This is a genomic window from Clostridium sp. UBA7791, assembly GCF_002480755.1.
Taxonomy (GTDB): domain Bacteria; phylum Bacillota; class Clostridia; order Clostridiales; family Clostridiaceae; genus Clostridium_J; species Clostridium_J sulfidigenes.
Map to the genome: position 1 here is coordinate 100,680 of NZ_DLCT01000005.1, position 22,768 is coordinate 123,447.

The 22,768-nt window shown below is 31.3% G+C and carries 18 protein-coding genes and 1 other RNA gene; 18 read left to right on the forward strand and 1 reads right to left on the reverse strand.

Translation table 11 applies throughout. The annotated features are described in order from the left end of the window. Window positions 1–27 precede the first annotated feature (27 nt). The 9 genes from B3Z56_RS06020 to B3Z56_RS06060 all read left to right on the forward strand — a co-directional run bounded on the left by B3Z56_RS06020 (window position 28) and on the right by B3Z56_RS06060 (window position 12,308). Entirely contained in the window at window positions 28–870 is an 843-nt protein-coding gene (locus B3Z56_RS06020; protein WP_346878442.1) for a lytic transglycosylase domain-containing protein, read from the forward strand. A 472-nt stretch (window positions 871–1,342) separates the two neighbouring features. Beyond that, complete coding sequence (locus tag B3Z56_RS06025) at window positions 1,343–2,059, forward strand: 16S rRNA pseudouridine(516) synthase (RefSeq protein WP_346878443.1); 717 nt, start codon at window positions 1,343–1,345, stop codon at window positions 2,057–2,059. Between the two features lie 687 nt (window positions 2,060–2,746). Beyond that, the gene (gene rnr, locus B3Z56_RS06030) at window positions 2,747–4,924 is read left to right on the forward strand and encodes a ribonuclease R (protein WP_346878444.1); all 2,178 of its coding nucleotides are present in this window, start codon (window positions 2,747–2,749) and stop codon (window positions 4,922–4,924) included. Between the two features lie 316 nt (window positions 4,925–5,240). Beyond that, window positions 5,241–6,407, forward strand: a complete 1,167-nt coding sequence (locus tag B3Z56_RS06035; RefSeq protein ID WP_346878445.1) for an iron-containing alcohol dehydrogenase — start codon at window positions 5,241–5,243, stop codon at window positions 6,405–6,407. 780 nt (window positions 6,408–7,187) lie between these two features. Then, window positions 7,188–7,655 carry an SsrA-binding protein SmpB gene (gene smpB, locus B3Z56_RS06040; RefSeq protein ID WP_035131317.1) on the forward strand — a complete coding sequence of 156 codons (468 nt, stop codon included), beginning with the start codon at window positions 7,188–7,190 and terminating at the stop codon, window positions 7,653–7,655. A 126-nt stretch (window positions 7,656–7,781) separates the two neighbouring features. Continuing rightward, window positions 7,782–8,393: a histidine phosphatase family protein gene (locus tag B3Z56_RS06045; protein WP_346878446.1), complete on the forward strand. Its 612-nt coding sequence runs from the start codon at window positions 7,782–7,784 to the stop codon at window positions 8,391–8,393. 229 nt (window positions 8,394–8,622) lie between these two features. Next, window positions 8,623–8,979, forward strand: a transfer-messenger RNA (tmRNA) gene (gene ssrA, locus B3Z56_RS06050). Between the two features lie 624 nt (window positions 8,980–9,603). Beyond that, window positions 9,604–10,824 carry a leucine-rich repeat domain-containing protein gene (locus tag B3Z56_RS06055; RefSeq protein WP_346878447.1) on the forward strand — a complete coding sequence of 407 codons (1,221 nt, stop codon included), beginning with the start codon at window positions 9,604–9,606 and terminating at the stop codon, window positions 10,822–10,824. Window positions 10,825–10,871: 47 nt separating this feature from the next. Further along, window positions 10,872–12,308 carry a COR domain-containing protein gene (locus B3Z56_RS06060; protein ID WP_346878448.1) on the forward strand — a complete coding sequence of 479 codons (1,437 nt, stop codon included), beginning with the start codon at window positions 10,872–10,874 and terminating at the stop codon, window positions 12,306–12,308. A gap of 136 nt (window positions 12,309–12,444) precedes the next feature. On the opposite strand, the gene B3Z56_RS06065 is transcribed toward B3Z56_RS06060, so the two are convergent. After that, the gene (locus B3Z56_RS06065) at window positions 12,445–12,879 is read right to left on the reverse strand and encodes a hypothetical protein (protein ID WP_346878449.1); all 435 of its coding nucleotides are present in this window, start codon (window positions 12,877–12,879) and stop codon (window positions 12,445–12,447) included. Window positions 12,880–13,174: 295 nt separating this feature from the next. On the opposite strand from B3Z56_RS06065, the gene B3Z56_RS06070 reads away from it, so the two are divergent. From B3Z56_RS06070 to B3Z56_RS06110, 9 genes are all read left to right on the forward strand, one after another. Continuing rightward, entirely contained in the window at window positions 13,175–13,720 is a 546-nt protein-coding gene (locus B3Z56_RS06070) for a hypothetical protein (RefSeq protein ID WP_346878450.1), read from the forward strand. A 311-nt stretch (window positions 13,721–14,031) separates the two neighbouring features. Next, complete coding sequence (locus B3Z56_RS06075) at window positions 14,032–14,724, forward strand: response regulator transcription factor (protein ID WP_346878451.1); 693 nt, start codon at window positions 14,032–14,034, stop codon at window positions 14,722–14,724. After that, window positions 14,714–15,979 carry a HAMP domain-containing sensor histidine kinase gene (locus B3Z56_RS06080; RefSeq protein WP_346878452.1) on the forward strand — a complete coding sequence of 422 codons (1,266 nt, stop codon included), beginning with the start codon at window positions 14,714–14,716 and terminating at the stop codon, window positions 15,977–15,979. The genes B3Z56_RS06075 and B3Z56_RS06080 overlap by 11 nt, the downstream gene beginning before the upstream one ends. Before the next feature lie 125 nt (window positions 15,980–16,104). Continuing rightward, window positions 16,105–16,863, forward strand: coding sequence for an ABC transporter ATP-binding protein (locus B3Z56_RS06085; RefSeq protein ID WP_346878453.1), 759 nt, complete (start codon window positions 16,105–16,107; stop codon window positions 16,861–16,863). Beyond that, a complete protein-coding gene (locus tag B3Z56_RS06090; RefSeq protein WP_346878454.1) occupies window positions 16,863–19,220 on the forward strand; it encodes an ABC transporter permease in 2,358 nt (785 codons plus the stop codon). The genes B3Z56_RS06085 and B3Z56_RS06090 overlap by 1 nt, the downstream gene beginning before the upstream one ends. A gap of 386 nt (window positions 19,221–19,606) precedes the next feature. Beyond that, window positions 19,607–20,497, forward strand: coding sequence for a YitT family protein (locus B3Z56_RS06095; protein WP_346878455.1), 891 nt, complete (start codon window positions 19,607–19,609; stop codon window positions 20,495–20,497). Between the two features lie 206 nt (window positions 20,498–20,703). After that, a complete protein-coding gene (locus B3Z56_RS06100) occupies window positions 20,704–21,144 on the forward strand; it encodes a helix-turn-helix domain-containing protein (RefSeq protein ID WP_414632890.1) in 441 nt (146 codons plus the stop codon). A gap of 39 nt (window positions 21,145–21,183) precedes the next feature. Beyond that, window positions 21,184–22,359, forward strand: a complete 1,176-nt coding sequence (locus B3Z56_RS06105; RefSeq protein ID WP_346878456.1) for a macrolide family glycosyltransferase — start codon at window positions 21,184–21,186, stop codon at window positions 22,357–22,359. Window positions 22,360–22,448: 89 nt separating this feature from the next. Then, complete coding sequence (locus B3Z56_RS06110; RefSeq protein WP_035131288.1) at window positions 22,449–22,742, forward strand: cysteine-rich small domain-containing protein; 294 nt, start codon at window positions 22,449–22,451, stop codon at window positions 22,740–22,742. Window positions 22,743–22,768 lie beyond the last annotated feature (26 nt).

Sequence of the window (22,768 nt, forward strand, 5' to 3'; positions counted from 1 at the left end):
GTATAAAGAAACAAGGGAGATGAAGTAATGAGTTACGATGTGGGTAGTGTTTATGGAGGAATAAATAACTATATAAACAGCATAGCTACAAATGGAAATACTAATAGTAGTATAGGTTCAGTAAACAATGGAATTACTCAAAATCAATATGTTAATGGCCTAGGTATTCTCAACGATACCTTAAGTTCTGGTACTGGCAGTGATGCCCTTACTGGACTGATGAGCTTAGGTTTAATGTCAGGAAGCTTTGGTGGAGGTTCAAACAGCAACACTTCTTCAAGCACTAGCGGATTTAGTTTAATCATGGCATCTTTACTAAAGGCCATGGGTGAAAAAGAGAGACAAACTCAGCAAGGCATAGATCAAAATAATAGAGCTTATAATAGTACTTCTAATGGTATTAATGATATAAGCAATGTCATTGTAAGAGCTATAGGAGGAGTAACTCCATCCACAGTGGTAAGTGCTACAGGTACTGACTCTGAAAGAATTGAAAAAGCCATAGCAGATGCTTCAACTAAATATGGAGTAAATGCGAATTTAATAAGAGCTATAATTAAAACAGAATCAAACTTTAATCCTAATGCAGTATCTCCTGCAGGAGCTAAAGGATTAATGCAGTTAATGCCTTGCAACATAGAGCACTATGGAGTTAATGATCCTTTTAACATAGAGCAAAATATTGATGCAGGTACAAGACACATAAAGGATTATCTTAAAACCTATAATTATGACTTAAACATGGCACTAGCAGCATATAACTTTGGACCAGGAAATATGGCATCTAGAGGAATAAGTAACTCCAGTGATTTTTACAAACTGCCATCAGAAACAAAAAATTATTTAGCGAAGATAAATAATTTAATATAATTAACTAAATCTTAAGCTAATGTTGAGCCTGTACTTATATTATTGACGCTCAGCCGTTTCGAAGCATTGATTTACTAGAGGATTTATTCAAGGTAAAATCTACAACACAACAACTCGTATGCACTCAGACAAGTTGTGTTGCTTAACGATTTCACCATTCATAAATCCTAAGTAAAGAAATGTTTTAGGAGGTTCTTCTAATAAATTAGAAGAACTAAGTTCGAATATCTAAATCAAAGATTTAGATTCTTACTTATTCAAATGGCATTCGCTAACAATAATATTAAAGTACAGGCTCAACATTTTATAAAGATAAGTGAATAATTATGAAACAGCCTTGTTATATAGTATAAGTAGTTTAAAATATTAGATTTATTTTTAAAGTAATGTTAAAATGAATTTTGACTAATAATAATTAAAGTTAAATAATGAGTTAATATATGAACAAACTATAAATAAAGGATGGTATGATATGGAACGTTTAGATAAAGTTTTAGGAAATTTAGGCTATGGAAGTCGTAAGGAAGTTAAGGTTAGTTGTAAAAATGGAGAGGTTGTTGTTGATGGAGAGGTTGTAAAGGACAGTTCAACTAAGGTTGATCCAGAGACAGCAGTCATTGAGGTAAATGGAGAAAGGGTAATGTATAGAAAGTATGTTTACCTACTTTTAAATAAGCCAGCAGGAGTTGTAAGTGCAACCTTTGATAATTATGATGAAACTGTTATAGATTTATTAGATCCAGAATATCAAGTTTTTGAGCCATTTCCAGTGGGAAGATTAGATAAGGACACTGTAGGATTCTTATTGCTTACTAATGATGGAGCTTTAAATCATAAGTTAATCGCTCCTAAAAACCATGTAGATAAGGTTTATTATGCAGAAATAGATAAGCCCGTAAATGAAAAAGATGCTGAAAGTTTTAGAAAAGGTATTGTCATAGATGATGGTTATAAGTGTATGCCAGGAAAGTTAGAAATTATTTCTTCTACAGAAGATGGTTCTGAAGTTTTAGTTACAATACAAGAAGGTAAGTTCCATCAAGTTAAAAGAATGTTTGAAGCTTTAGATAAGTCTGTTGTATATCTAAAAAGAGTTAAATTTGGTCCTATGGAACTGGATGAAACCTTAGAAGAAGGCGAATATAGGGAGCTTACTAAAGAAGAAATTGAAGCATTAAACAACTTATAGGGATTTATTAACTGTATATACATTAAATTGAATATAAAAGGTAATTTGGTGTATTGTGTAGAAAATATACAAAAAATATAGATAAGGTATAAATATTAACAATTAGTTTATATTTTTTATTATAAATTTACTTGAAAATTTATAAAATTATATATATAATATATATATAAATAGAATAAATAACCCCTTTTTATTTATACGTATAACCTAACCCCAAGGGTTATACAAGTTATTTTATGTCGAATATAATTGTATATTATTGCAAGGAAAAAACCCATTGGTTACCCCCGATGGGTTTTTTCTTGTAATAAAACTTATTTTTGGAAAACATATGTTTAAGAAGTTAAACAGAGTTCTTAGCTTCTTTGAAGCATAGAAATCGTTATCCAGGAACGTAGCAGCTCTTAACTCCAATTTAAAAAAATGGGAGTATTAGAGCTGGTAGTTATCGGATAAATATAGAAATTATATAGCATATACTGTAAACTATATAATATGTAAATATCTAATGTAAAAAACACATAACATTGATTTAATAGAGCAATAATAGTAAATAGGTATACTAATTATAAACAGAGTTCTTAGCTTCGGCGGGAGTTTTAGATATGGTAGGCATTATATAAAAAATAGTATGTATTAAGAGGATATATTACGTAAAGATGAGAGAAGTATGAAAGGAAGTGCATTATGAATATAAGAGAAGTACTTGTAAGCTTTATGAAAGAAAAAGCTTATAAACCGATGAGTTTAAAAGAGTTGTCTAAAATATTTGGTATAGGTAAAAAAGAGTCTAAAGAGTTTTTAAACCTATTAAATGAAATGGAGAAAGATGGAGAAATAATAAAAAATAGAGCAGAGCTATATGGAATTCCAGAGAGAATGGGTATACTTAAAGGGGTTTTTGCTGCTCACCAAAAGGGTTTTGGTTTTGTAATTGTAGAAGAAGATAGACCAGATATATTTATACCTGCAAGTAATGTAAATAGTGCCATGAACAATGACGTGGTGTTAGTTAAAGTATTAAAAGATGAAAATAACGGTAAGAAATCTGAAGGAGAAATTATCAGAATTGTTGAAAGAAAGAATAAAAAACTAGTTGGAACCTATGAAGATAGTAAAAACTTTGGATTCGTTGTACCAGATGATAAAAAGATAGGTCAAGATGTATTCATTTCTAAAAATGATAGAAATGGAGCAAAATCAGGTCAAATAGTAGTGGTAGAAATCACTAGCTGGCCAGAGAAAAGAAGAAATCCAGAAGGAAAGATCATTGAAATCCTAGGAGAAAAAGGAGATAAGGGAATAGATATCCTAACTATAATTAGAAAGCACAATCTTCCTGAAGAATTCCCATTACAGGTAGAGGAATATGCAGAAAGAATAGAAGATATGGTTCCTCAAAGTGAAATAGACAGAAGAAGAGATCTTAGAGATGTGACCATGGTTACCATAGATGGAGAAGATGCAAAGGACCTAGATGATGCTGTTTCAGTAGAAGTTCTGAAAAATGGAAACTTCAAGCTAGGAGTTCATATTGCAGACGTATCACACTATGTAAGAGAAAATAATGTCCTTGATAAGGAAGCCTTTAAAAGAGGTACCTCTGTATACCTAATTGATAGAGTAATTCCAATGCTACCTAGAAAACTATCCAATGGAGTATGTAGCTTAAATCCAAAGGTGGATAGACTTGCTCTTAGTTGCTTTATGGAAATTGATCCTACAGGAAAAGTAGTAGATCATGATATCTTTGAAAGTGTAATAAAAACTAATGAAAGAATGACCTACACTGATGTAACTAAGATTCTTAGAGATGAAGATGCTGAAACTATAGAAAAATTTAAACACCTTCATGAAGACTTTAAAAACATGGGTAAATTATTTGAGCTCTTAAATAAAAAGAGATTATCAAGAGGTGCCATTGACTTTGATTTTGAAGAATGTAGAATAATCCTAGATGACACTGGTAAACCAATAGATATCCTACCTCGTGAAAGAGCCATTGCCAATAGAATAATAGAAGAATTTATGTTAATCTGTAATGAAACTGTAGCAGAGCACTTCTTCTGGCTTAATGCACCATTTGTTTATAGAGTTCACGAAGACCCAGATATGGAGAAGTTATTACACTTCAGCGAATTCGTATATAACCTAGGATATCATGTAAGATTTAAAGAAGATGAAATTCATCCAAGGGAGCTTCAGAAGATTCTAGAAAAGGTTAAAGGCAAGAAGGAAGAAACAGTAGTTAGTACCTTACTTTTAAGATCTATGATGAAGGCAAAATATTCCCATTTATGTGTAGGACACTTTGGTCTTGCTGCTAAATACTATTGTCACTTCACATCTCCAATAAGAAGATATCCTGACCTAGTAATTCATAGAATTATAAAGGAAATGATAAACGAAGGATTAAATTCTAAAAGAGAGAAGAGATTAAGAACCTTTGTAATAGATGCTTCAAAACAATCCTCTGATACAGAAAGAATGGCTGTGGATGCAGAACGTGAAGTAGATGACTTAAAGAAAGCTGAATACATGATGGATAAGATTGGAGAAGAATTCGAAGGAATCATATCCTCTGTAACTAGCTTTGGTATGTTCGTTGAACTTCCTAACACCATAGAAGGTTTAGTTCATATTAGTGAGCTTCATGATGACTACTATATCTATGATGAAAAGCATCTAGCTTTAGTTGGTGAGAGAACTAAGAATATCTACAGACTAGGAGATGAAGTTAAGGTTGTTTGCTCTAAGGTTGACATAGATGCCCACGACATTTACTTTGAAATAGTTAAACCACAAGTAGAAGAAGAGGAAGAAGAAATGTCCCTAGACATCGATGATTTAATTTTCGGAGAGTAAAATATAGTTAAGAAGAAAACTATAAGGATAAAAATTTAACATTATATAAGAAGAGATAAAATTTTGTTTATTAAATTAAATATGATTTTATCTCTTCTCTTTTATGTAATTTGCTATAAATTAAGGGAAACAAATAAAAATATAGGATAATTTTACATAGTAGAGTGTAAAAATCAAAAAAAGATTGTTAAAAAGTTAAACAAATCAGATAAATTTTTAACAAAGTACTAGTATTTTTAGAAAAAGGTGGTATACTAAAATTATAAATGTTAAATAAATAACAAAATTTAAAGTTTGTATTAGGGAGGTTCATATTATGGCACGTTTTACATTACCAAGAGATATATATCATGGAGAAGGAGCGTTAGAAACTCTGAAAACTTTAAAAGGGAAGAGAGCTTTCGTAGTTGTTGGTGGCGGATCTATGAAGAGATTCGGATTCTTGCAAAAGGTTGAAGACTACCTAAAAGAAGCAGGTATGGAAGTTGAATTATTTGAAGGGGTAGAACCAGACCCATCAGTAGAAACAGTTATGAAGGGTGCAGAAGCTATGAGAAGCTTTGAGCCAGATTGGATAGTTTCTATAGGTGGAGGATCTCCAATAGATGCAGCAAAAGCAATGTGGATATTCTACGAATACCCAGAATTTACTTTTGAACAAGCAGTTATTCCATTTGGACTACCAGAATTAAGACAAAAAGCAAAATTCGTTGCAATACCATCAACTAGTGGTACAGCTACAGAAGTTACAGCATTCTCTGTAATTACTGATTACAAAGCTAAGATTAAATATCCATTAGCTGATTTCAATATAACACCAGATATAGCAATAATAGATCCAGCACTTGCACAAACAATGCCTAAGACTCTAGTTGCTCATACTGGAATGGATGCTTTAACTCATGCTATAGAAGCATATACAGCATCACTAAGATCAAACTTTTCAGATCCATTAGCATTAAAAGCAATTGAAATGGTAAAAGAACACTTAATAGATTCTTATAATGGATGTGAAAAATCAAGAAACTTAATGCACGAGGCTCAATGCCTTGCAGGAATGGCATTCTCAAATGCACTACTAGGAATAGTTCACTCCATGGCTCATAAAACAGGAGCAGTATTCCACATTCCTCATGGATGTGCAAATGCAATCTTCCTTCCATATGTAATTCAGTACAACAGAACTAAATGTGAAGATAGATATGCAGACATAGCTAGAATGTTAAAATTAAATGGAAATACAGATTCAGAATTAACTGATTCATTAATAGAAATGATCAATGACTTAAATACAAAACTAAGCATTCCTCACTCAATGAAGGAATACGGTGTTACAGAAGAAGACTTCAAAGCAAATCTTGAGTTTATAGCTCACAATGCAGTACTTGATGCATGCACAGGCTCAAACCCAAGAGAAATAGACGACAAAACAATGGAAAGACTATTTGAATGCACTTACTATGGTAACAAAATAGAGTTCTAGGATTTGTCATTGGAACATGGTAAAAAGGGGTTTAATTGCAATAGAGGGAGACAATAATTAATTTTAGTTAGTGGAAGAAACTCCACTGAAAAGTGGGGTTTCTTATATTATGTTATTAATTCTGTTGAACTAAGGTACAGCAGATTTAAAAAATATCCTTATAATTCATCAAATCAAATCAAATCAACTTGGAAGAGCTGTCTCAAAGTAGAGTTAATAAAACTCTACCGTGAGACAGCTCTTCTAAGCTTCACTCCAAATCTATGATTTGGCCAAGTGAAGCTTACTCCTTAGACTGAAAGAAAAGGAGTTTCCTATCGACCAAGGGGAGAAAGAAATTTATTAGGAAATCCCTGAACCCCTCACAGCGCCAACAACTAGTTAAATAGTTACCTAGTTATATAAGTAATATAGGTAAATAGTTTCCTATATAAAAATAGAGCTATTTAAAAAGTTTCATATATATATTTTTCTAATTTTAAATAGTTAAAATGTAGATGTTCCCTAGAGGGTTTGAATGCAGTGATATCAAGGTATTAGCTGTGGAAGAACATAAGAACATAAAAACATAAAAAGCTAAAAACATGGTAATTGGAGAAATTGAATTAATATGAAAATTATTTTCTATGTCTATAACATTTTAAAGAATTAAAATTCATATATTTCAAGGTTAATAATTACAATATTTTTATTTTAGGTTATAATAAAAATAGGATATACTATACAATACATTTTAAATTTAGTAAAATCACATGTATAATGATAAAAGTAGGTGAAAACATGGCAAAGAAATTAGGAACTAAAACTTTAGTAGAAAATAGAAAAGCAAGACACGATTACTTCATAGAAGAAGCTATGGAAGCTGGAATAGTACTTGTAGGAACAGAAGTTAAATCTATAAGAGCTGGAAAAGCAAACCTTAGAGATAGTTATGCAGATGTATACAATGGAGAAGTCTTCGTAAAAAATATGCACATAAGCCCTTATGAGCAAGGAAACATATTTAACAAAGATCCTCTAAGAGTAAGAAAGCTACTTCTTCACAAAGGAGAAATAGATAAACTTTTAGGATTCACAGCTCAAAAGGGGTACACTCTAATACCACTTAGCTTATATCTTAAAGACGGTAAAGTAAAAGTGAACCTTGGAGTATGTAGAGGTAAAAAAGATTATGATAAGAGGGATGTAATGCTAGAAAAAGCAGCTAAGAGAGACATAGACAGACAAATGAAAGAGAAATATAGGTAACACTCCAAATTTTATATTTGGTCAAGTGTTACCTACTCATGGGAATGAATATGAGCAAGAGTTTCCTTTGCACAATAGAATTTTGCTATGAAGTATGGGAAGTTTAAATAGGGGGAGCGGTAAAGGATGAAAAGAATAATTACCATTCAACATACTCAATCAGTGCATCACACCAATGGAATGATTGGTTCATGGGCAGATTGGGATTTAACTAACCTAGGAAAAGAACAAGCAAATAACATTGGGATAAAACTTAAGGAAGAACTCTCAAAAGATAGTGCCTATGTTATGTATTCTTCAGACTTAAAAAGAGCAAAACAGACTGCTGAAATTGTAGGAAAGCATTTAAACTTAAAACCTATTATTAATGAAGCTCTAAGGGAGCGTAACCTTGGTTCTGCTGTAGGAAAAAGTGTACAGTGGCTTAGAGAAAATCAAACAGCATGGGAAAAGACAATTGATGATAGATGTGTACCAGATGCTGAATCTAGAAGAGAAACTTGGAAGCGTCTAGAGCCTTTCTACAATGACATAATGAGCAGTGATGATGAGAATATAATTATTGTTTCCCATGGGGATACATTAAGTATTTTTAATGCTATGTGGTTAGGACTTAAACCAGATAATCTTAATAACTGTGATTTATTTGGATTTGCAGGTGGAGTTTCTCATTTTATAGAAGATGACAATGGAAAACACATCATAAAGAGACTAAGCGACATGTCTTATATAAAATAGTTTGAGCTACCTATATAGGATAAAATAAACTTATATTTGGTGTGAAAGTATCATTAAAAGTGGTACTTTTTTTACATATATAGATTTGCCAAATACCATATGTAGAATCTAAAGGAAATATGTCCATAAACACTATAAAAGTTTTTACAAAACTTTACTTGCTATAAGGATTGATATTGTTTATAATGAATATACGTGGTAATCACTAATAATTACCACTACCTAACATGGGGGCGTACTGGTTTCGACGGGGGTACGTGACATATAGGAAGCGAGTAGAGGGAACTCATGGGCCCGCTTTAAAAAACTATGGGATTAAAGATAAACGCAGAAGACAATTTTGCATTAGCAGCTTAGTATAGTTGCTCGTCCTACCTTTGAGTCCCACGGCTTAGGATAGGGCGCCGATTAGTGGGGAACCGAGCCATGGAAAGCTTTGACCATGGAACGGAATTTATGAAGCTACTGAAGTAGAAACCCGGTCTCTAGGGGTTCTATGGAGGGAATGTTAAAATAGAGACTGCACTCGGAGATGCTTATGTGGAATGGCTTTCGGACAGGAGTTCGATTCTCCTCGCCTCCACCATTTGGAAACTCTAACATTAAATGTTAGAGTTTTTTATTTTGCAAAAAAATATTTTAATAAGAATTTATATAAGTATGACAATGGAGTATATTATAAATTTATAGGTTTCTAAGGAGCAATGCATGGGATACTAGGATAGAAGATATCAAACTAATTATGCTTCTATAAGATGTCAAGGGGGCTAGAATGTATAGTTAGTACTTATAGAAATATAGGATGCATATTTATTCTGAATTCCACCATGAAATCCATGAATCGCCTGTAGTTGGCTTAAATAACTGCTTATAGGAGGTCGTTTTTGTTTTGCAAAGGGAGTATTGATAAGTTAAAATAAGTAATCGAACACAGTTATTATGTATTAAATTAGTTTACAACTTATTACTTGATAAGTTATGTACAAAGGCATCAAAAAAGAATGTTTTATAATATTAAGAATTATAGTTAATTATATTGATCTTTTTATGCTGAAATAAATTTAAAAAAAGAAGGTAAATGTAATTATTTGTAGAAATTAGTAAGAAGAATATTGATATTAGTTACACATAGTATTTTATGAGATGAATAGATTATCTTTATATTGATCATATTCTTATATACATATCGTGTTACTCAAGGAGGAAAAGGATGGGATTTAATATTTATGAAAGATTTAAAAGATGCGAGCCTGATGAGAAAGATTATTTTGAGTACAAACCTTCAAAGTTAACTAAAAATGAAATATTACAAATAATAAACATTGCTGATAAAGAGGAATGGGAAGAATTAAATCTTAGCACAATTGGAATGGAAGAGGTTCCTAGAGAAATAGGAAAATTGAAAAATCTAAAAATATTATGTTTGAATAGTTCAAATGTAAATGATAAAGATGATATATATAATAATAAATTACATTCTTTACCTGAAGAAATTTGTAAATTAGAAAATTTAGAAGAGTTATATTTATATGAGTGTAGAATTAAACAACTTCCAATGAATTTTATTAAATTAAAAAAGTTAAGAAAATTAAATCTAAATGGTAGTGAGTTAACTAATTTCCCGGTACAGATATATAATATGATACATTTAGAGATTCTATGTATAAGCGGTTTGTTCGACCATATTCCAAAGGGAATATCAAAATTAAATAAATTAAAAGAATTACATCTTCCAGATTTACTAGTGACAGAAATTTTAGATGAAATAGGTGAACTTAGAAACCTAGAGAGCCTTAGTTTCGTTAGAAGTAAGTTCGCTTTTATACCTAAAAGTTTTACAAATCTAAATGGGTTAAAAGAATTTGAAATAGATCAGTCATCATTAAGTAAAATACTTCCACCAGAAATACGAAAACAAAAACCTGTTGATGTGATAAATTATCTAGTTAAATACAGCGGTGAAAAGAGAAAAAAAATCAGAGAATCTAAGTTATTAATTGTAGGACAAGGAGGGGTTGGAAAAACATGCTTAGCTAATAGGATTATACATAATAAATATGATGATGAAGAAAAATCAACACAAGGGATAAGCATAAACATGTGGAATTTTATAAAAGATAATAAGGACTATCATTTGAATATGTGGGACTTTGGTGGACAAGAAATATATCATGCTACTCATCAATTTTTTCTTACACGAAGATCATTATACTTATTTGTATGGGATGTTAGGCAAGAGGAGGAATATGGAAGAATAGATTATTGGTTAAATACTATTGAGTCTTTTGCAGATGATAGTCCTATAATAATGATTATTAATAAATGTGATGAAAGGAATAATATAAAAAGCGTTGACTTTAAATCTCTGCAATCAAGATTTTCACAACTTAAACATTATGTACAAGTAAGTGTAAAGAAAATTTTAACATAGACAAGCTAAAAGGTATAATTGAGGATCAAACAGTTAAATTGCCATTAATGGAAGTTGAGTGGTTTGAATCATGGGTACGGATTAGATGCGAATTAGAGAAGTTAGCAAGTAAAACTAATATTATAGAATATGATGAGTATCTAAATGTGTGTAATAAATACGGAGTTTTTAAAGATGAAGCAGATAGTTTGAGTCAGTATTTGCATGATTTAGGAATTATACTTCATTTTCAAGATAATCTTCTACTAAGAAATCTTATAATATTAAATCCGGACTGGGGAACGAGTGCGGTATATAAAGTGTTAGATGCAGAGGATAAGTTATTAAAAGGAAGGAATGGTATACTGTATTCAACAGATTTACCTAAGATATGGGATGATAAAGATATTTATCCTGAAGACAAATACCCTATAATTTTAGCGCTAATGGAAAAGTTTCAGTTATCATTTACATTAGAGAATGGCAAGAGTTTTTTAGTTGCAGAATTATTAGAAAATGAAGAGATTGAATCAGGATTTAGTTATGTAGATGATAATCCACTGAATTTTCAATATAAATATGATTTTCTTCCATCAGGAATAATGACTAGATTTATAGTAAAAGCCAATAATTATTTAAAAGAACTAAATAATAAAAAACTCTGTTGGAAAAAGGGGGCTCATTTAAAATATAGAAGTGCATCAAGCATTGTTAAACTATATGAAGGTATTAAGGAAAGAAAAATTGAGATAAATGTATATGGAGAAAATGTAAGAGATAAACAAGACCTGTTAAGAATAATTAGGATGAATTTTGAGGAAATTCATAAAACAATTTCTAAGTTGAATGTAACAGAAAATATTAAATGTAATTGCCATCCTCAATGCAAATATGTGCACGATTACGATTATAAGTATCTTATAAAATTGGAACAGTTGAATATAAGTTATGAAAGATGTAGGGAGTCATTTAATGAGGTTGCGGTTACAAAGCTTCTAGATGGAATTGAAATAAACAGATTATCTGTAAAAAAAGGAGAATTGTTGGAAATGGAAACACCTAATATTATTATTGCTCCGGTAAACAAGATTTATAATGAGAATAATGCTTCAAACATCAATACAAATTCTATAACTATTACAATTGAAATTAGAAATCAAATAAACGAATTACAGGGAGCAATAAATGATTTAAAAGATGAGCTTGTTTTTGAGAATCATGCTGATAATGACGAGATACAAAAGGAATTTCAGAAGATAACTACAAGTATGGAAAAGTTAGATTCAGCACAAAATAGGGACGAAGTAATAGCGTCAGGAGCCTTAAGAAAAATACCTAGATTTTTAGAAAACTTAAATGATGAAAGCAGTAAATTGGGTAAGGCACTTAAGAATGTTAAGGCTGGAATTTCAATTGTTCAAGATGTTGCAGAACGCTATAATAGTATTGCAGAATGGTGTGGTATGCCTGTTGTTCCAAAGGTGTTTTTAAAAAATAAAGAGTAATGGGATAAAGGAGTAATGTGGGTTTATTTATTATTAAACAGATAATAGAGAGTACGGGATTACCATATACAATTAGTGGTTACGACTTAATAGTGGATTTTAAAGGTCGCACTTCGCCTCAACCATTAACAAGCAGCTACATCAGCTCTAATCTGATGTAGCTATTTTGCATTAATAAATTCCTCATAAAATATCTCTTTTTTAGCAAGCTGTTCATCTGTACACCTACCATTTCTAGGGTAAGAGCTTTATATTGTGTTATTATCATTTCTGCACGTTTTCTTTTAGATTCTATAATTAAGTAAGGGTAAATATCTTCTAGTAATTTAATAGCATTATTCTGCTTAATTACAAATGAATAAGATAATTTATGTTTTTCAGGGTTATAATTTTTTTTCTTTATTATTACTCCATATCCAATGGTGTCTTTTAGCCAAGTTAATAATTCTATAGTAGTGGAGGCTATTGATACGCAAGGAGCAGGATATTGATTTGTATGAAACCGCTGTAACATAATACTTCCTTCTCCATCGATTATTCCAGCTATATAGGCTTTTTCTATTTCTGTCATTTAACCACCTCTATAGATAGTATTTACTGGTTTCTCAATATTATCAGAAATAAATCAAATAGGTAATAATCTTTATGGTAATAGATCGTTAAGAATATAACTAAAGTAATATACTGTAAATTATACAATGAAGTGCATAGTATTTATATACTAAATTAACCAAATACTATATAATGGAATCAGGTCGTTATTGTAAAATATGCTGAAATAATTTAAAGAGAATTACAAAATATATCTGTTTTGTGACAGCTCTTATGTGTTTCAGAAATTATGAATTTAGGAGATTAAAAAGCAAATGATTCAAGATGATGATGAATTAGAAATAGTTAGAGAATTAAAGGAAGCTCTAAAACCGGACCTTTATTGGCCAATTTGGAACACAATTATATGTTCTGGACCACCATTAAACCTTATCTTTAGATATTTTATAGAAAGAGAAATTAAAGATCCAACTGTTACAATAATTCTTACAGTAATAACAACCATATGGACTATTATTAATTGGTATTGGTATGTGAAGGAAAGAAATGATTTTAAAAAGAATTGGCAAGAGATTTCAAAGGAATTGGAGACCTTAAACTATAAAGAAAAGCCTTCAAAAGATTACATGGATAAAATTCTTAATAGTATGCAAATAACAGCAATAGTTTCACTGGTAGCATTCTTTATTTTTGTTGCTATTACATTATTATCTGAACTTTCATATGTTAGATATTTTGCGTTATTTTCCATAGCAATATTTATCTTAACATCTATAGGAATGATAATTATTGGTGTTATTCAATTATTTAACATTTTTAAAGAGTTAAAAAAGGAGAGAAGGTTAAAGAAAGAAGATTGAATGAATACTTCACCTGATGAAAGCTATGGCAGGTAAACTAGCTGTTTAGAGTATAATACCTTGCTATCTAACTTTACAGATAGTAGGGTTTTTATTTGCATTTCTTTAGTCTAATAGGTCTAATATACTTACATTTTTACAAGGTATTTTTTACTTTTAGACCTATAGTGGTGGAGGAAAAATGTTAACAGCTGAAGTGAGAACTGTGGATTATTACTTTGAAAAGTTACAAGAGGTGTGGATAAGAATATTTTTATGTTAAGTTTGTTTTAAATACATAAAAAAATATAGTATTTATGGAGGAAAGCTAAATGCCAAGATATGATTGCTTAATAGTAGATGATGAGGAGGCACTGTCTCAAAGTACCTGTGAGTTTTTCAACATGTTCGGTGTAAAAACCTTTTGGGTATCAGATAAAACAGCATGTTTTGATTTTTTATTGAAGAATAAGGTTGATTTAATATTGCTGGATATCAATCTAGGACAATCCTCAGGCTTTGAAATTTGCAAAGAATTGAGAACGACGATGGATACACCAATTTTATTTATCAGTGCTAGAACAAGTGATGATGATGTCCTTTTGGCATTAAACATTGGTGGAGATGATTATATTCAAAAGCCATATTCTCTAAATATACTGATGGCAAAGGTTAAAACTGTTTTAAAAAGGTATAAGTCTAACTATGCCAGTACCGTAAGTTTTGGTAGATTTTCTATTGATTTAGATATGGAAAAGCTTATGGTAGATGGTAGGGAAGTAAAATTAAAATCAATGGAATATAGATTGTTATCATATTTGGTTAAAAACAAAAACCGAACCATTTCAAAAGATGAGCTTTTTCAAAAGGTATGGGGCGATGCAATTACAGGGGAAGGAACCTTGAATGTACATATAAGAAGACTTCGTGAGAAGATTGAGGAAAATCCTAATGAACCCCAGTATATCAAAACTGTTTGGGGCACTGGATATGTCTTTGAGATGGGAGCTTCATATGAACATTAAAAGAATAGTAGTTATATGTATCATTGTTCTTTTAACTTGTACAAGCCTCACATTTTTTGCGTTTAACTATAAAGGAAAAACTGAAATTGAAGTGCCTAAGGTAAATGATATTGCTCAGTCTCTTGCAAAGGAATGGGACAGTCTGGAATATGCAGAGTTGCCATGTTTGAGCTATAAAATAGATTACGTAGTACTGGACAATGAAAATCGTTTTATCAAAGCTACAAGAAGTGGGTTAAATAATGATTTAAGTTCAGCAATACGTAATAGGGACACTATAGTTGATGTGAAATCTCAGGATAAGGTACTTGGAAAAGTAATAATATATAATAATACAAATAATGAATGGATAAAATTTAGAAATTTACTTCTTATTTTTACCCTTTGTGTAGTAATAGTTGCTGCAGTATTTTGCAGCTTATATTTAGTTTTTATTGACAGGTGTATTCTATATCCCTTTAGAAAACTTCAGGGCTTTGCACGACATGTTGCAGAGGGGAATTTAGATATGCCTCTAGATATGGACAAAAATAATTTCTTCGGTGCATTTACAGAAAGCTTTGACCTCATGAGGGAGGAGCTTAATAAGGCAAGGGAAAATGAAAGGCTTGCTAATCAAAGTAAAAAAGAACTTGTTGCTTCACTAAGTCATGATATCAAAACCCCAGTGGCGTCAATAAAGGCTGTTACTGAAGTTATGAATGTAAAGACTTCCGATGAAAACCAGAGGAGGCAGCTGGATATAATTAATTCAAAGGCTGATCAGATAAATACATTAATAACAAATATGTTCAGCGCCACACTAGAGGAATTGCAGGAGCTAAAGGTTATAGTTACTGAGCAATCTAGTCAGGTTCTGTATGATTTGATTAGGGCGGCAGATTATAATTATAAAGCAAATGTTGGAGGCATTGCTGAGTGTATAATTTTAGTAGATGGGTTAAGGTTATCCCAGGTTGTTGACAATATAATCAGTAATTCATATAAATACGCAGGGACATCTATTTATGTTTCTTCGGTTATTAAGGGTAAATACCTTGAGATAGGATTTAAGGATTATGGTAGAGGAGTTTCTGAGGAGGAGCTGCCTCTGATATTTAATAAGTTCTATAGGGCTAAAAATTCTAAGGAAAAGGGAGGCACTGGATTAGGACTTTATATTTCTAAGTATATGATGGAAAAAATGGAGGGAGACATTTACTGTGAAAACTCAGTTGATGGATTCACTGTGTTGTTAAAACTTTTAATTGCCTAAAAATTTAAGAACTTAAAAGATTTAAGGATTAGTTAAGGATTGGGTAAAGACCTGTTAAGGAATTTTCAACTATAATAGGACTGTAAGTAAAACAGTCTTATTTTTTTATTGAAAGGGATGTTATCATGGGGAATGTTATTATATCAACAAATAAGCTCTGCAAGACATTTTCAAACGGTGGAATGCAACAGCATGTACTTAAGAACCTTGATATTGAAATATATCAGGGGGATTTTACAGTAATCATGGGCTCCTCTGGTGCAGGAAAGTCAACACTACTTTATGCCCTGTCAGGAATGGATAAACCAACTCTCGGTTCTATAAAGTTTGGGGGAAATGAAATTTCAAAGCTATCAAATGATAAGCTTGCAATTTTTAGAAGATTAAACTGCGGTTTTGTTTTTCAACAAATGTTTCTTATGGATAATATGAGCATACTGGATAATATCCTTGTAAGCGGTCTCCTTATAAGTAGTGATAGAAAGGCAATTGCAGATAGGGCAAAGGATCTTCTTACACAAGTGGGACTAACTGAAATCATATGGAGTAAGTTTCCATCACAATTATCTGGAGGCGAGGCTCAGCGTGCCGCTATTGTAAGGGCATTAATTAATAATCCCAAGGTGGTCTTCGCAGATGAACCTACGGGAGCACTTAATTCTTCGGCAGGACAGGCAGCCTTAGATGTTTTAACTGAAGTGAATAGAGGTGGTCAAAGCATAATCATGGTTACTCACGATTTGAAATCCGCAAGGCGTGGAAATCGCATTTTATATATGCGTGATGGTGCTATTAAGGGAGTATGTGACCTAGGAAGCTATGTCAGTGGGGACAAGGAGCGTCATAACAAACTCCAAGGATTTCTCAATGAAATGGGGTGGTAATGTTGAGAAAGATATTAATGCTGAGTTTTGCAAATATAAAGAAAACCAAGGGGCATACAGTATCCATTCTTTTCATGTTTATCATTGCAGCGATGCTACTTAATCTAGGACTTCTGGTGTTTGTAAATTTCGGAAGCTACTTTGAAAAGGTAACTGAGGAGCTAAATTCTTCTGATGAATATTATTTAATGCCGGAAAGTTTGTATAGTGAAAGGGTGAGTGAATACATCAAAAGCAATGATGATATTAAAAGGAGTCAAAAGGTAAGTTCATTATTGGCAAAAGGAACCATTCCTTACAACAATGATAACCGTGAATTTAATTTTCTCATTAATGATGTAGACCAGAAGAGAGATTTTTCAAAATGGGAATTCGTTGGAGAGCATGAATCTCCTGACTCAATGTCCATATACCTACCCTATGTAATGAATATTGATGGGGGATATAAAGTGAATGATAAACTTAAGGTGAGTTTTGAGGATGTAGACATGACTTTTACCATTAAAGGATTTACAGAAGATATATTTTTCAGTTCACTAGATACAGTGGTTATGGGGGTTTACTTACCTAGTGATACCTATGATAGGGTTGTTGAAAAGCTAGGAGTAAAATATAAAGCGTCACTTATTTTTGCTGATTTAAGAAAGAATAATATGGATGTTGAAAATGGAATAAAGGAGATAATAAAGGAGGAAAACCTTAATATACTAACTGATGACGTAAGCATATTTTTCAGTTTAGATAAGGGAGTTGTGAGATTATCTCGTTCAATTATGGCAAACATTGTTTCCGTAATGATGATGGTCTTTGCTGCAATAATCGTTGTTGTATGTCTTATTGTTGTAAGGTTTAGAATTGAGAATAGCATAGAGGAGGATATGACTAAGATAGGTTCATTAAAGGCAGTTGGTTACACCAGTAGGCAAATAATATCATCAATCACTATACAGTTTTCATTAATTGCCTTGGTTGGAAGCATGATGGGTATAACACTGTCTTACCTGGCAACTCCTGCAATATCAAAGGTTTTTGCACATCAGTCGGGTCTTATGTGGGTGCAGGGGTTTGACGGTATGATTAGCAGTATTTCCTTGTTTGTTATATTGTTGGTGGTGATATTGGTTTCCTTCATATCTTCAAGTCGTATTAACAGGCTGAATCCAATTGTAGCATTAAGGGGCGGAATAATAACTCATAGTTTCCGAAAGAACTATATGCCCCTTCACAAATCAAGGGGAAGTCTTCCCTTTGTTTTATCTATAAAGTTAATGTTACAGAACATGAAACAGAGCCTAATGATAGGTATGATATTCCTAGTTGTTTCCTTTGCAGGTACCTTTGCATTAAGTATGTTTTATAACTCAGTAATAGACACAAAAATCTTTAAAGAAATTCCAGGTGTTGAATTGTCTAGTGTTATTGCAGTTTGTAATCCTATTGTAGATAATACATCTGTGGTTGAAAATATCAAAAATATGAAGGGAGTACGAAAGGCTCAGTTTCTTGATATAGTAATGATGAACTCAGATAGCTACGAAGTAGCTACATATGTAATGGATGACTATTCTATGAAAGAAACCAATACTATTTATGAGGGTAGATACCCACTTCACAGCAATGAAGTTGCAATTTCAGGATATTTGGCTGAAAGAGTGAAAAAGAACATAGGTGATAGTATTATTTTGAAGGTCAATGATAAACAGAGTGAGTATATTATAACCGGTTATTGCCAAGGGTCCTATATGGGTAAATTTAATATTGCTTATATTAGGAGCGATGGTATTTTAAGTCTTAATCAAGAGTTTAAGCAGCGGGACTTGCAAATATATCTTGATAAGGATATTAAATCTTCAGAATTTAAAATGGAAATTGATAAACTTTATGGAGATGATTTTCTTAAAGTAGTTGATTTGGACAAAGAGGTTCAACAGGGGATAGGTCTTTACACAGGTATAATATCCAAGGTTGGTATTAGCATATTAGTAGTTACAATATTTGTGGTTATGCTTGTTTTATATTTTGTTATTAATTCTTCAGTGATTAGGAAGAAGCATGACCTTGGCATACAAAAAGCACTTGGGTTCACAACTCTGCAGCTTATGCACCAGCTTTCCATGGGATTCTTGCCTCCGATTATTACAGGAGTGTGCCTAGGAAGTTTGTTAGGAATGACTCAAACCAATGCAATAATGGCAGTTCCCATGAAGGCTATGGGCTTAATGAAGGTAAATTTTATTGTAACCCCTCTATGGAGTATGTTGTTCGATGTTGGTATAGTAATAGTATCCTATGCAATTTCTATGCTTGTAACCTATCGCATACGTAAGATTACTGCATATGGACTAGTAAGTGAATAATATCATAGTGATTTGTGATGTTCTCAGGTTTTTTTAGAATTTTAATAGTTTTAATTTAATTAATACATTTTTAGTACTTTGAGAAATATTAAAGTACCAACTTAATTTAAATAGTTAAAAGGGAGAGCAGGTAAATTTGTGTTTTCACAAATCTATCTACTCTCCTTTTTAAAAGTGTTTTATTAAAATTCCCAATTATAAAATAAAATTAATTATTTTATTCTTTAAAATATTAATTGAAATTTTTAAAAAAAGTTAAATTTATTATTTCGAAATATAGGTATTTATGTTAAAATTAATCATGTAAACGATTTTATTAATTATATTATAATAAACTAATCGTATTTGAAAATAAACGGTTAGCTTAAAGGTTGAGGAGAGATAAAATGGGGGAAAGGGTAAAATCTTTTATTAAGGAAATACCTATATTAACATTAGGTATGTTTATTGGAGCATTAGCTGTACATTTCTTTTTGATTCCAAGTAAATTAATTGTTGGATCTATTACTGGCTTATCAATAGTAATTAATTTACTTACATCCATTCCATTGCCGGTATTAATTTTTATTATAAATTCATTTTTATTAATTTTATCTTACTTTCTTATTGGGAAAGAATTTGGCATTAAAACTGTATATTCAGCTTTGATTTTGTCACCGCTCCTTGCCATACTAGAAAAGTTATGGCCAATGAGCCAATCATTGATGCAGGATCAGTGGTTAGATCTTATATGTTTTGTGTTAATTTTGAGTTTTTCCCAAGCAATTTTATTTAGACGTAATGCATCAACAGGTGGTCTAGACATTATAGCCAAAATTGTAAACAAATATTTTCACGTTGATTTAGGTTCATCAGTTACTATTGCAGGAGCAATTATTTGTTGTACCGCAATTTTTGTGTATGATGTAAGAACAGTAATCATAGGATTGATTGGAACTTATCTCAATGGATTAATATTAGAGCACTTTATGATAGGATTTAATTCTAGAAAAAGGGTTTGTGTTATCTCTAATGATTATCAGTTAATTCGTAAATTTATAATAGAAGATATGAAGCGTGGAGCAACACTATATCCAATTAAAGGTGGATTAGAAGCTGAGGGCAAGTATGAAATTGAAAGTTTAATGACACGAAATGAATTTTCTTATCTTATGGAATTTATTAAAAAAGAACAAATTGATGCATTTATTACCGCAGGAACAGTTAGCGAAATCTATGGTAATCTTGGAATAAAGGGAATCAAAAGCAAACCAAAAGTATTATTGGAAAACAAATAAAATCATTAATAATTATAGCTATGTAAGTTTAAACTTATGTAGCTATTTTTAAATTAATGAGTTCTTATAAAATTTTTTCTTGGAAAGTAATTCTTCTGTATATCTACTACTTATAGGAGTAATGAAGTTATAATTTCATTATAAATATATACATGAATGTTAATGCTAGTTGATAGACATTGAAGGGTAAGAAAAATATAATAAATATGAAAGGTATGATAAATATGATTAATATAAATTTGAAAAGATTAAGGAAAATCAATCAATATACCCAGGAGGATGTGGCTGAGAAGATTAATGTTTCTAGGCAAGCTGTTGCTAAATGGGAAAATGGAGAGTCAACTCCAGATATAAATAGTTGTATTGCTCTTGCAAAGTTGTATAACGTTACTATGGATGATTTAGTTAATCATTCAGAAGAAGATTCAGGTGTTGTTGTACCACCTAAGGGAAAACATTTCTTTGGATCCGTTGTGGTTGGAGAACGTGGTCAGATTGTTATTCCTAAAAAAGCTAGGGAGCTATTTAATATTAAGTCTGGTGATAATTTATTAATATTAGGAGATGAAGATAGGGGAATTGCCATTGTACATCAACGTGACCTTATAAATTTTGTAGGACAAATTGGTGTGGTAACTAAGGAGTAATAGTTTTAAGCAGAGGGGTTAAAAGGGGAGGATTATAATATGAGTAAGATAGTATTTTTTTGCATTCCTGCACATGGACATACGAATCCTACTATTGAGGTAGTGCGTGAATTATCATATAGAGGCCATGAAGTATGGTACTATTCCTTTGATGAATTTAAAGAAAAGATTGAAGGAACAGGTGCAAAATTTATTAGTTGTAATGAGTATCTTCCAGAATTAAAGCCTGGAGAGGAGAAAAAAATTGGGAAGGATTTTGCTGCTTTAATTGAGATGATAGCAGATACTACTATAGCTTTAGATGAAAAAGTATGTAATGAACTTAAAGGATTTAATCCAGATTGTATTGTATCAGATTCTTTATGTTTTTGGGGTAAGCTATTTGCAGAAAAATTAAATGTTACCTATGTATGTTCTACAACAACTTTTGCATTTAATAAGTATACTGCAAAGATGATGAAGAAAGGTTTTAAGGAAGCTATACTTATGATTTTAGGCATGAGTCGTATTAATAAGAAAATAGAGCTTTTGAGAAACCATGGATATAATGTTAAGAATTTTGTTTCTATAATTCAAAATGATAATGATACAAATACTATTGTATATACTTCAAAGAAGTTTCAACCAATGGTAGAGACTTTTTCAGATAAATATTCCTTTATAGGTCCTTCGATATCTAATGTTAAGGCTGAATATGAGGAAAGAAAACGTAAAAAAATATATATTTCCTTGGGAACGGTTAATAACAAAAATATAAAGTTTTATAAAAATTGTGTAAAAGCCTTTGAAACTTGTGATTTTGATGTAGTTATGTCAGTTGGAAAAGATACTGTAATTGAAGACTTAGGTTATATACCAGAAAATTTTCAGGTTAGAAATAGTGTGGAGCAAATTATAGTGCTTCAAAACACAGATGTTTTTATTACTCATTGTGGTATGAATAGTGTTAATGAAAGCTTGTATTATGGTGTTCCTATGGTGTTATATCCCCAGCATGAAGAGCAAGGAATGGTAGCAAAACGAGTTGCTGATTTGAAAGCTGGGATCTTTTTAAAAGGTAATAATCCTAAATCCTTAAAAGATGCAGTATTGCAGGTTATGGATAATGATGATTATAAGAAAAATGCAAATAAATTAGCAAAAGGTTTCAAAAATGCTGGAGGTTCAAAGAAAGCAGCTGATTCTATATTAAAGGTTATAGATGCTATAAATTGACGGTTATAATCACACACTGTATAATAAAATATATAAGATAAATAGTGTAAAAAACTTTACACTAAGGATAAAGGGTAGGGGGAGAAAATATGATAGATAAATATTGGGAAGGTAAGCATTATGCTTTTCATCAAAATAAGGAATGTGAATATTTCCCTTGTCACAAAACTAATAAACCTGAGGAGTTTAATTGCCTATTTTGTTATTGCCCACTTTACGCATTAGCTGATAAATGTGGTGGTAATTTCAAAATTACTGAAGACGGAATAAAGGACTGTAGTGGATGTATGGTTCCACATGTTAAAGATAACTATGGGCTTATAAATAGTAAGTATAGTGAAATTATGAAACTAGTAAAAGAGCAATTAGATAAAGATAAATAGTCAGATAATAAATAAGCTAAAAAGCT

Coding starts and splice junctions, on each gene's coding strand:
- B3Z56_RS06090 (WP_346878454.1), top strand. CDS start 16,863: ATGTTGAGAAAGATATTAATGCTGAGTTTTGCAAATATAAAGAAAACC.
- B3Z56_RS06105 (WP_346878456.1), top strand. CDS start 21,184: ATGAGTAAGATAGTATTTTTTTGCATTCCTGCACATGGACATACGAAT.
- B3Z56_RS06095 (WP_346878455.1), top strand. CDS start 19,607: ATGGGGGAAAGGGTAAAATCTTTTATTAAGGAAATACCTATATTAACA.
- B3Z56_RS06035 (WP_346878445.1), top strand. CDS start 5,241: ATGGCACGTTTTACATTACCAAGAGATATATATCATGGAGAAGGAGCG.
- B3Z56_RS06065 (WP_346878449.1), bottom strand. CDS start 12,879: ATGACAGAAATAGAAAAAGCCTATATAGCTGGAATAATCGATGGAGAA.
- B3Z56_RS06060 (WP_346878448.1), top strand. CDS start 10,872: ATGGAAGTTGAGTGGTTTGAATCATGGGTACGGATTAGATGCGAATTA.
- B3Z56_RS06080 (WP_346878452.1), top strand. CDS start 14,714: ATGAACATTAAAAGAATAGTAGTTATATGTATCATTGTTCTTTTAACT.
- B3Z56_RS06055 (WP_346878447.1), top strand. CDS start 9,604: ATGGGATTTAATATTTATGAAAGATTTAAAAGATGCGAGCCTGATGAG.
- B3Z56_RS06020 (WP_346878442.1), top strand. CDS start 28: ATGAGTTACGATGTGGGTAGTGTTTATGGAGGAATAAATAACTATATA.
- B3Z56_RS06100 (WP_414632890.1), top strand. CDS start 20,704: ATGAAAGGTATGATAAATATGATTAATATAAATTTGAAAAGATTAAGG.
- B3Z56_RS06070 (WP_346878450.1), top strand. CDS start 13,175: ATGATTCAAGATGATGATGAATTAGAAATAGTTAGAGAATTAAAGGAA.
- B3Z56_RS06045 (WP_346878446.1), top strand. CDS start 7,782: ATGAAAAGAATAATTACCATTCAACATACTCAATCAGTGCATCACACC.
- smpB (WP_035131317.1), top strand. CDS start 7,188: ATGGCAAAGAAATTAGGAACTAAAACTTTAGTAGAAAATAGAAAAGCA.
- B3Z56_RS06025 (WP_346878443.1), top strand. CDS start 1,343: ATGGAACGTTTAGATAAAGTTTTAGGAAATTTAGGCTATGGAAGTCGT.
- rnr (WP_346878444.1), top strand. CDS start 2,747: ATGAATATAAGAGAAGTACTTGTAAGCTTTATGAAAGAAAAAGCTTAT.
- B3Z56_RS06110 (WP_035131288.1), top strand. CDS start 22,449: ATGATAGATAAATATTGGGAAGGTAAGCATTATGCTTTTCATCAAAAT.
- B3Z56_RS06085 (WP_346878453.1), top strand. CDS start 16,105: ATGGGGAATGTTATTATATCAACAAATAAGCTCTGCAAGACATTTTCA.
- B3Z56_RS06075 (WP_346878451.1), top strand. CDS start 14,032: ATGCCAAGATATGATTGCTTAATAGTAGATGATGAGGAGGCACTGTCT.